The following is an 11129-nucleotide window of genomic DNA, read 5'->3' as shown; positions in this document are numbered from 1 at the left end:
TATCATTATTTACACTTACGGTAATATTTGTTCCTAACATTTTTGTTAAAAAATATAAAGGAGTTGCAAAATTTTCTTCTGTTAAATTATTTTTTGATTCAGAGCTGTATGTGAATTTAAAACTTTTTATATCTGAATTTTGTAGCGCATCCATAAAAGATATATCATAGATTTTTTTAAAATATAACCTAATATTTTCATTTACTAATAAGTGTGAATTTAAGTACTCTAATAAATGTTCTACATCAAATCCATGAACAGCTTTTTGAAACATTAGAATATAGCTTTGTCTATAGTTCATAATATTAAAAAAGATTTTTTCCTTCTTCATTCTTTGTATTGTTTTAGCACAAAATAATTCTAGTTCATAAGATGTAATTAAATTTTGATTATCTCTTAGGATTTTATAAATAGTAAAATATTCTATTTCACTTTTCATCAGCTTTTTTACTAATTCATCATTTTCATATTCAGATGTCAATCTAATGATAAATTCTATTTCTTCAATTGTGGGAAGTGCTTTATCTGATTCCATGTTATTGAATTCTTCAAAAGTATTAATACTATCAAGTGGTTTAGAAATAATTGTGCTATTTATCACTTCCTTAGTAAGTTTTGAAAAGTCAAATGTTATAGAATTTTTATTCTCTTTAAATTCAGATAAAATTGCTAGACATGTCTTGTTACTACAAAGTAAATCATTTTCTGGTAATTCTACTAATCTATTTTTTATTACATTTATAATGTTTTCATCAATAGATTTTCCATCTTTAGTATCTCTCATACTTATTTCATAAAACTCTACTTTCGCCATATTTTCTCCAAATTTTTATATTAATTATCTATAAATTTCTCTCTGTAATTTAAAATACTCATCTCGTATTTAAAGACTCCCTCCAAAATTATTGGCAAATTCTATTATCATTCCAAGTATAATAAAGTCAATTAGTTAATTTACCAAGATTATCTTCATCAAATTCTTTCACGCCATCTTTTTTAAATCATTTGAGTATAAATTCTATGAATTTTTTTACTTTATAAGCAAATTGATAAGTTTTGAACAAGTATCTGATTCCGAGTATGCCATAAAACACTAGACCTAATATAATTTATTTTGTTTTATTATAGCAAGATTCATCAAGAAAGCCTATCTCTATAATCTTCATACCCAAACTCTTTAACAAACTCCACACGCCCATCACTGCGTTTAATAGCCAAAGATGGAAGTTTAATTCCATTAAAAGTAGTATTTTTTACAAAAGTGTAGTGAATTTGGTCTTCAAATATTACTCTATCCCCTACTTTTAAAGGTACATCAAATGAGTAGTCGCCCATGATGTCTCCAGCAAGGCAAGTATTACCACCCAAGCGATAAGTGTATTTTTTCTCTCCTGCTTTGCCTACTCCTCGTACTTCTGCACGGTAGGGCATCGCCAAAGTGTCTGGCATATGGGCTTCTGCGGAGGTGTCTAGTATGGCTACATTCATACCGTTTTCAAAGACATCAAGCACCGTTGCAACAAGAGAGCCTGTCTCCCACCCTACTGCCTCACCCGGTTCTAAGTAAACTTCTACTCCGTATTTCTCTCTAAACGCAGTGATGAGCCCTATGAGCTTTTCAACATCATAACCTTTTTTCGTGATATGATGTCCTCCTCCAAAGTTGATGTATTTGAGATTTTTAAAGTATGGAGCAAAGTTCTTTTCAAACGCAGTGAGTACCTCTTCGAGCTCATCTGCTCCTTGCTCACAAAGCGCATGAAAGTTGAGCCCGTCAAGCTGTTTTAAAACTGACTCGTCAAAATTTTCAAGTGTTGTTCCCAAGCGTGAATAAAGTCCGCAAGGGTTATAAATATCTACAGGAGAGGAGGAGACTTCAGGGTTTAAACGCAGTGATATTTCAATGTTTGGGTTTATCTCTTTTACTATTTTAGCATATCTGTGCAACTGCGAGGGAGAGTTAAAAACGATGTGGTCGCTTATGCGTGCTATTTGCTCTATTTCATCCTCTTTAAACGCAGGCGAATAGGTATGCACCTCTGCGTTTGGATTAAATTTACAAAACTCTTCACGAGCCAAACGCGCCTCATAAAGTCCGCTTGCTGTACACCCTTTTAGGTAGCGTGAGACCAAATCAAAAGTGCTCCACATCGCAAAGCCTTTAAGTGCCAAGATAATCTTTGCACCGCTTCGCTGTTGCACATCATCTAAAATCTTAAGATTTCTCTCTAAAAGTACCTCTTCACAGAGGTAGTATGGTGTTTGAAGCTTTTTATGCTGCATTTTCATATTTTTTTCGTATTCTCTTTGCAACTGTTTCAAAATGTTCTACATCCAGACCAAGTTCTTTAACTTTTTGAGAAGCTTTTTTTATAGATTGATCTGTTAAAACTTCCTTTAGATTAATGGCAGTTCTTACAATATCTATAGCCTTAATGTACTGTTTTATAATATCATCTACTTCATCATCCATTTTATCTTCATCTTTGTCAAGGTTTTTAAGAATTAGTACATAGAGAGAATTTAGATTCCAATGTTCAAATAAAACACCACTCAAATAGTAAGATGTAGTGTCTAAAAACTCTTGCTCAAACTCTGGAATGTTTTCACAAGCTAAAAAACCTTCTCTATATATTTCTCTATAAGAGCTTTCCATTAACTCTTTAGAAATAATAATTTTTCCCGATTCCATAATAAGGCTTAAAGAGGTTAGAAGGTGTGTATCTCGTAAATCAATTCTAGAATACCACTGCATCATTAAAGAACTTTCTAAAATACACATTTCATTAAATTGTGCATTATTAAACCCATAGATTGTTGTATCTGCTTTTAAATGCTCTGAAATTGCATATTCAATTACTAGACCATAAATCTGCTGCGTACCCAATAGTGTCACAGCTTGAGATATAGATATTATCTGATTTCTAAAATTATAATATGGTGAATTTATAGTTTTTAAAATATTTGCAGTAAGCATAACATCCGCTTCTATCATTCTCACTAATTTCTTTATATCTACATGATATGCACCACGCGCGTAAAGTCCCTGTATGACCATTGCAACCTTAGAGAGTGGAGGCATCTCATCAATATTTTTTACTAAATCTTCATATGTCATATTTTTGCCTTAAAGCTCTTTGATTTTCCAAGGGAGTCCTTGCTTGTTAAGCTCTTGCATAAATGGATCAGGGTCAAACTCTTCCATATTATGCACACCTTCTTTGTACCATTTTTTCTCCAGCATCAGTTTTGCACCTATCATAGCAGGCACACCTGTTGTGTAGGAAACTGCTTGAGAATTTACCTCGGCATAACACTTCTCATGGTCACTTACCTGATAGATATATATTTTTCTCTTTTTGCCATCTTTTACACCCTCAGCGACAATTCCGATGTTTGTTTTTCCTTTCGTACGAGGTCCGAGTGACGCAGGATCAGGAAGCAGTGTTTTTAAGAACTCCATAGGAACTATTTTTTGTCCTTGATGTTCAACCGGCTCAATGCCTAACATGCCAACATTTTGCAAACATTTCATATGTGTCAAATAGCTCTCACCAAAAGTCATAAAAAAGCGAATGCGTTTGAGTCCTTTTATATGTTTTACAAGTGATTCCATCTCTTCATGATAAAGCAAGTAGCTATCTTTTGGACCCACCTCTGGATAATCCCAAACCATTTTTATCTCCATCGGCTCTGTCTCTATCCACTTGCCATCTTCCCAGTAGCGCCCATTCGCGCTCACTTCACGCAGGTTTATTTCAGGGTTGAAATTGGTTGCAAAAGCATAGCCGTGATCACCTGCGTTACAGTCTAAAATATCTATGGTCTCTATCTCATCAAAGTAGTGCTTCTGCGCATAGGCACAAAAGACATTTGTCACACCCGGATCAAATCCACTTCCAAGCAAGCCCATAATGCCCGCTTCTCTAAACGCAGCGTCTCTTTCCCACTGCAATTTATACTCAAATTTTGCCTCATCAGGATGTTCATAGTTCGCAGTATCAAGATAATCAACACCACAAGCCACACAAGCATCCATAATAGTTAAATCTTGATACGGAAGTGCCACATTTATAACAATCGCTGCGTTTACTTTCTTAATTAAAGAGATAATATCTTCAGTAATATCTGCATCAACACACTCAGTCTGAATTGTTACATTTTTTATTTCAGCGGCTATTATGTCACATTTAGATTTTGTTCTGCTTGCGAGTACGATATTTCCAAAGACATCTGCATTCATTGCACATTTATGTACAACCACTCGTCCAACGCCACCTGCACCAATAATCAAAGTTGTTTTTTTCAAAATTTTTCTCCTAAGTAAAGATATAGATTGTTATGCTTTTCATCCGCATACCCGTAGGTAAAGTAAAATGCGCCAAGAGGTGTATCTGCTGAGACAAATAAAGAAGCGGAAGATTTTATGTCATCTATATGAAAATCCTTGCCATCGCCCCAAACAGAAGCACCTTCTAGTGTAAAACCACCATAAAGAGGAACACCAAGTGAGCCAAAAAAACCACCATTTTTTATTCTGTAACGGTACATCATACTTGTAAACACAATGTTATTTCCAGCAAATGAGTTTGCTGGATATCCTGAGAGATTAAACATTCCACCAAGTAAAAACTTATCGTAAACAGTCACCGCATTTTCTTTCTTACTTTTCACATCTGTAAAACCAAGCTTTGCATTTATTATGAGTGTATTATCTCTAAAAGTTAAAGGTTTTTGCAGTTGGCTATAAAACTGTTCATAGTCATAGTCACTCCCCCAAATTTTAGCATCTTTTTTTATGTTTATTTTGCCTAAAAAACCACTATTTGGAAAGTTATAGTTATCTAGTGAGTCAAAAAGCACTTTTGCATTTAGCTGCCGTGCATTAAACTCCTCTGAGTATTGCACCAAATTAACATCCGACTTATCACTATATGCCGCTGCGTTTAGCTCTAAGCGCAGACTCCGTGATAGATTCAAACCAAAGGCAAGACCACCACCATATCCCCTACTCTCAAGTTCTTGATTTCCCACACTCTCTGTCGGAACAATATAGGTCATTTTTTCATAAGAGAGAAAAGGTCTCGCATACCATTTTTGACTGTAATCAAGTGGCTGATAAAATTCTGTAGAAAAACGCTGTTTTTTTCCTATTTCTACATCTGTTCGCCACTCAGCACCCAAAGAATTAATGCCGTACATCAAATAGCCAACTTTAAGACTATATGCAGAGTGCCCGTTAAAATCATCATCTAAAGAGAGAGAAAAAAGAACATCTCCATTACTATTCCAACTTGGCTCTGTTGTAATAAGCAAAATATTTTTACCCTTGGATTTTACAATTTTATAAGTTATGCTGTCAAATGTAGTAAGGTGATAAAGCTTAAGTATATCTTCACGAAGTGCTTTATCGTTAAACGCAGTACCAGTTTTTTGGCGTATCATTTTTTTAATAACTTCATTTGAAATATGCGTCTCATTCTTAATTTCAATAGCATCAATAATAAACTTTTTAGCATAGTGTTTTTTTCTATATTTTTTTCTATATTTTGCATACTCCTGTTTAGAAAGAGACAATGCCTGTAACTGTTTTACACTTTTGAGTGCAGTTACATAGCCTCTCTCAATTATAGCTGCATATTTGTCTGCATCAAGTCCAGAGTAACCATCAAGTTTGGGTGTGATTAAAATATCTTTTGAAGTGAGATGTTTTATGGATTCATTTGCATTTTTACGCATCATAATATCTACAAGTTGTCCAACAACTACAAGGTAGGAATTTACATCTAAAGTGCTTGAAAAATTTTCACTCACATCCACAGCAATAATAATATCTGCACCCATTTTACGCGCTACATCAATGGGAATATTATCACTAACACCACCATCTACTAGGTCAATACCATTAATGTCTATAGGTTGCAAACCTCCAGGAATTGCACTCGAAGCGTAAATAGCCTCAGCAAGTGAACCAGACTTCAGTACCACTTCATCACCATTTTTAATGTCCGTAGCAACTGCCCTAAAAGGAATACTCAATTTATCAAAGTCTTTTATATCTGCCACATTTGCAGTTAATTCGCTAAATTTTAAGAGCAGAGGCTCTCTTTTGAGGACACCCGTTGGCAAAACAAGTTCATTATTTGCACTAATGCCAAATCCAAGTTTTCCTTGGTAAGTATATTCCGTTAATTTACGCTGCATTGGAATTTTTTTACGATCCATATCTGCTCGAATGTACTCATGCCAATTTGTTGAGACCAGCATCTTTTGTATCTCTTGAGGTGTATTTCCTGCAGCATAAAGCCCTCCCATAAAGGAGCCCATACTTGTACCAATAATCATATCTATTGGAATACGATTTTGTTCTAAAACTTTCAACACACCAACATGCGCACCACCACGCGCACCACCACCACTTAAAACCAGAGCTATTTTTGGTCTACTCTCTCCAAACAACGCCACCGTTACTATAAAAAGAAAAACCAAAAATTTCAAAATAAAACCCCTTTTTAAACAAGCTTAAACGCAATCAACAGCGTGGCTGTCCAAATAAGAACAGTCACTAAAAAACTCACTAAAACAAGTGTTGCACCAACATCTTTTGCCTGTTTTGCTAGTATATGATACTCCTGTGTGACTAAATCTACTGTTCGCTCTATGGCACTATTTACTATTTCTGCCAAAATAGGCAAGAAGAGTGATAAAAACAGAATACTGCTGTAGCCAAAACTTAGCGGTAAAATCCAAGCAAGTGTGCCAAATCCAAAAAGCATCAAAAGTTGCCATTTAAAAGAGGTCTCATTTTTTACAATATCTACAAGCCCTTCAAGTGCATAGATCGTGTTTCTGTAAAGATTATGTTTTGGTTTATTTAGTTTCATATTTTTCTCTCATCTGTTTAATAATTTTCTCTAGCTCTGCAGATTTGGTCTCTTTAGGCAAAGGCTCACCAAAATAGACTTTTATTTTTCTGCGTTTAAAAAAGCTGCGTTTAGCATTTTCTGGTTTATACTTCGCAAATTTACTACCAAAAATTCCACTACCTATATAAAAAGGAATAATCACGCCATCATAATCGCTAGAGATAAGCTCATATCCACGATGAAATGGTTTTATATCACCATCTACACTAATGCCACCCTCTGGAAATATTGCTACAACACTTCTATTTTGCAGGCGTTTATATGCTTCATACATTGCATCTTTAAAAGCTCTAGGCGAGAGAGGAATAGCTTCTCCTTTTTTAAAAATAGCATGAAAAAATTTCCAGTGATAAATCTCTTTATCCATCATAAAACTAATGCGTCTCTTCAGTGCCAACTGCAAAATTATCCAGTCAATCCAACTTACATGATTTCCCAAAAGCAGTACAGCTTTTTCATCTGGAATATTTTGCACCCCAAAATATTCATACTTATGTCTAGCAAGTGAAAAGAGCTTCATTGTCGTAAAAAATGTTTCTGTCATATAATTATGAAAAAGAAGAAAAATAAGATAAATACCGACAAACCCCATACAATAAAAGAGAATAATTGCATTCATTCCAAAATAAGCAAATAGCGTAGTTAAAACTAGAAATGAGAACATAAAGATATTTTGAATAAAATTATTTGCCGCTAAAATTGTCCCTAAATGTGCATTTGCACTTAAAAACTGTATGCGCGCACTTAGAGGCACTAAAATAAAAGAGGCAAAAATTCCAAAAAAAGAAAACATCACAGACATAAGTACCATAGAGTGAACAAATGGAATAAGAAAAACCAAAATAGTCACCATAACAGCACCAATACCTGCAAGACCAAGATTAATATACTCTTTTGAGAGTTTTGCAACCATTATGGAACCAAATACAATTCCTACTCCTGCTAATGCCATCACACCTTGAACATATATGGTATTTAATACGCCTAGTTGATCTTTTGCATATTCACCAAAAATCGCCAAAACAACTTGAGAGATTGACCAAAAAAGGCTCAATGCTAAAATAGCGTGAAAAATTTCTCTCTTTCGTGTTGCCGTTTTTAGATTACGAAAAAGGTACTCTCCTCTAAAGTATTTTTTTAGATTAAAAGTTCTTTTACTAGCAACAAGTATCTTGTTTGGTAGCGTAGAAGCACCGTACCACTCAATAACTGAGCTAATAACCAAAAGCCAACCAAGAGGAGCAATTCGCTCCAGTATTTCAGACTTTGTAACGAGTGAAGTGTCGTACATATTTTCAAATAAAACAGTATAAAAAATAATTCCACCGAGTATGGCTACTGTCGTCGTAGCCTGCACTATACTGTTGCCACCTGTTAAAAATTTCTCACCAAAAAGCTCTTTAATATAGCCATACTTTGCAGGTCCATAAATAGCACTCTGCATGGAGAGTAAAAAGGTCATCACAAATGCAAAAATAAAATATCCATGATAGTAAGCATAAGTAATACCAAGGGTAATCACAATAGCAAAGATTGCAGAATACTCCATAATCTTATTTTTAGGAAATCTATCTGCTAAAAATCCAGAGGGAGAAAATACCAAAATAAAAGGTAAAAGTACCAAAGCATTTACAATAGCCGTCAAAACTATTTGTGTACTGCCATCGTAAACCTTAAAAATTGTATTTTGTATAATTATTTTATGCCCTAAATCGGTAAAAGCATTTAAAAAGACAACAAAAATATAATTTATAACACCAGTAATAGCAAATATTTTCTCTTTACTCTGCATATTATTCGCTTTTATCTCCATCTACAAGCGTCGTACTCCAACCCTCATAAAAGCCCTGCTCTGTTTTTAAAGCTTCAAAAAGTTGTTCTACATTTTTGTGTACTTCTTCTTCTGTTACTGCATGCTCTTTTACTAAAGCAAGACCATTTTCAAAATCTTCGCTGCTTATTTCATCTTTAAAACTAAAATCTTCAAAAGGAAGTAATTCCAAAAATTTCTCTTTTTGCGTAGGCGTAGTAAATGAAACATAATGTTCAACAAGACGAGGAACTTCCAAATCATCTTCTTCCTCTTGCAACATAAAAATGATTTTTTCACTTTGAATATGTGCTGATTCTAAAGCTGATGGTATAAGGTTTTTATAGTGAAAATTCCATTTCGTATCTTTGACAACACTACTTTCATAGACGTATCCACTATTACTTAACATTTTAGAGACAACTGCGTTTAAAGATTTTGCATTTTCGGCATAGAAATAAAGTTCATTCCAACCATCTACAACGCGACTGCCAACATACTTTGCACCACCATCATGCTCTACGGCGATAATAAGTGCCTCTTTGGTTTCTAAAAACTCTTCAAAACTCTCTTGTGAATTTTTAGAAGCATCAAATTTTATAAAAACACTAAAAAGCCAACTATATCGCTCACTATAACCATAAGCACTCATATCGCTCTCTATATAAATTTCACTTCCATCTTCTTCAACTCTTTTAAAAAAATCTCTCATATTCTCTCTCTTTTATACATTTACAATGTCATTAACTTCTAAACCAAACCCACTTAAGCCGATAAAGTCCGTCTTTTGCATAGCAGTAATAAGATTCATTTTTGAAACACCAAATGATTTGATAATCTGCGCACCAATACCAAACTCTTTCATGGCTGCGTTATCTTGATGGTTTGTTTTGTTTATAAAGAGTAAAAGACCACTGTTTTGCTTGAGATACTCTATGGAGTTAATAAGATTGTTATATTTTTCTTGATTTAAAAGTAGCTCACAATCTGTAATAACATTGTGCACTCTTACATTTGCCACTTCACCAGCACTATAAAATAAAATTGCAGTATGTTCTACTCCATCATGATCTTCAAAAGTATGACGACTTACTTTTACACCAAAAAATTCTATCTCTTCTACACCAATCTCTTTTACAAGTCTCTCATTTGCAAGTCTATACTCCACAATATCAGAGATAAATACAGTATTGAGATTATGTTTTTGTGCAAATATATCTAAGTCATCTCTACGCGCCATTGTTCCATCATCTTTAATGATTTCACAAATAACACCTGCTTCACTTAGACCTGCTAAACGGCAAAGATCAACAGAACCTTCAGTATGTCCAGTACGCACAAGTGTACCACCATCTTTTGCAATTAAAGGAAAGATATGCCCAGGTTTTACAAGCTCATCTGCGTTTGAGATAGGATTTGCAAGTATTTTGATGGTATCGTCTCTCTCTTTTGCAGAGATACCCGTAAGTGCATCTTTTGCATCAACTGAAACTGTAAACGCAGTCTCATATGATGATGTATTTGAACTCACCATAGGATTTAATGCAAGTCTATTTGCAATAGGTTTAGAGAGTGCAACACAAATAAGCCCTCTGGCATTTGTAGCCATAAAATTTACATGTTCTGGTGTAGAAAATGCAGCCGCATAGACTAAGTCGCCCTCATTCTCTCTATCTTCATCATCAACCATGATGACCATTTTTCCCTTTTTAACATCTTCTATTGCCTGTAAAACTCTCTCTATTGGTTTCATTTTATTCTCTTTCTTATATATTTTTTATTAGACTTCTTGCAATTTCATTATATAAAAATATTCATTAAAAAGAGGTCAAAAAAGAAATTTTCAATTTTCTTTGCAAAAGCCTTGACATTAAAAAAGTTTTTGTCTATAATTTCGCTCACAAACACAGAGTGAATGTGTTTAAACACCGCGGAATAGAGCAGTTCGGTAGCTCGTCGGGCTCATAACCCTACTACACCACCTTTTTATCCATTTTTAATCAAATAATTACACTAACAAAAACATAATAAAAACCCCTTATTTACGGACTTTCAGCAAGTTATCTGCTATTACCCACTATTTAGCCATTTATATGTCAATATGTCATTTTGTGTCACCAAATCACATAAAAGTAGTACAAAAAGGTAGTACAATTTTTTATCCCTCTTTTCATTCCATTACCTATATTTTCAACGGTAGTACAAAAGTAGTACAATTTTAAAAAATGAAAAAAGTGGTAAAAATTTATAGGTTGTTTTTAGAGTTTGCAGGTAAAACTGATGTGTCAACCCTATATCATACTTATCCATAAATATTCTAAGCTGCTGTTTCAACCTGTAACATCATTTTTTCTTCAAACTCAACTGGTGACAAATTATAATTTGCACTATGC

At 34.0% G+C, this 11129-nt stretch carries 9 protein-coding genes; all 9 read right to left on the bottom strand.

Annotated features, from left to right (window positions below; all coding sequences use genetic code 11):
• Positions 1-814, bottom strand: an 814-nt coding sequence (locus MVY38_RS05230; protein ID WP_297484097.1) for a hypothetical protein, incomplete at its 3' end; no start/stop codon positions are given.
• Positions 815-1137: 323 nt separating this feature from the next.
• Entirely contained in the window at positions 1138-2289 is a 1152-nt protein-coding gene (gene nspC, locus MVY38_RS05225) for a carboxynorspermidine decarboxylase (protein ID WP_297484096.1), read from the bottom strand.
• Entirely contained in the window at positions 2273-3118 is an 846-nt protein-coding gene (locus tag MVY38_RS05220) for an HDOD domain-containing protein (RefSeq protein WP_297484095.1), read from the bottom strand. Before MVY38_RS05220 ends, nspC begins: the two co-directional genes overlap by 17 nt.
• Positions 3119-3127: 9 nt before the next feature.
• The gene (locus MVY38_RS05215) at positions 3128-4309 is read right to left on the bottom strand and encodes a saccharopine dehydrogenase family protein (protein ID WP_297484094.1); all 1182 of its coding nucleotides are present in this window, start codon (positions 4307-4309) and stop codon (positions 3128-3130) included.
• Positions 4306-6498: a patatin-like phospholipase family protein gene (locus MVY38_RS05210; protein ID WP_297484093.1), complete on the bottom strand. Its 2193-nt coding sequence runs from the start codon at positions 6496-6498 to the stop codon at positions 4306-4308. Before MVY38_RS05210 ends, MVY38_RS05215 begins: the two co-directional genes overlap by 4 nt.
• A gap of 14 nt (positions 6499-6512) precedes the next feature.
• On the bottom strand, positions 6513-6884 hold the full coding sequence (locus tag MVY38_RS05205; RefSeq protein ID WP_297484092.1) for a diacylglycerol kinase: 372 nt from the start codon (positions 6882-6884) through the stop codon (positions 6513-6515).
• Positions 6871-8739, bottom strand: coding sequence for an MFS transporter (locus MVY38_RS05200; RefSeq protein WP_297484091.1), 1869 nt, complete (start codon positions 8737-8739; stop codon positions 6871-6873). Before MVY38_RS05200 ends, MVY38_RS05205 begins: the two co-directional genes overlap by 14 nt.
• Entirely contained in the window at positions 8720-9448 is a 729-nt protein-coding gene (locus tag MVY38_RS05195) for a DUF695 domain-containing protein (RefSeq protein WP_297484090.1), read from the bottom strand. The genes MVY38_RS05200 and MVY38_RS05195 overlap by 20 nt, the downstream gene beginning before the upstream one ends.
• A 12-nt stretch (positions 9449-9460) precedes the next feature.
• A complete protein-coding gene (locus MVY38_RS05190) occupies positions 9461-10489 on the bottom strand; it encodes a bifunctional 3,4-dihydroxy-2-butanone 4-phosphate synthase/GTP cyclohydrolase II (RefSeq protein ID WP_297484089.1) in 1029 nt (342 codons plus the stop codon).
• Positions 10490-11129: the final 640 nt, after the last annotated feature.

Source organism: Sulfurimonas sp., assembly GCF_027056685.1.
Lineage (GTDB): Bacteria > Campylobacterota > Campylobacteria > Campylobacterales > Sulfurimonadaceae > Sulfurimonas.
The sequence above is the reverse complement of the archived record's forward strand: the minus strand, read 5'-3'. Positions and strand labels throughout refer to the sequence as shown.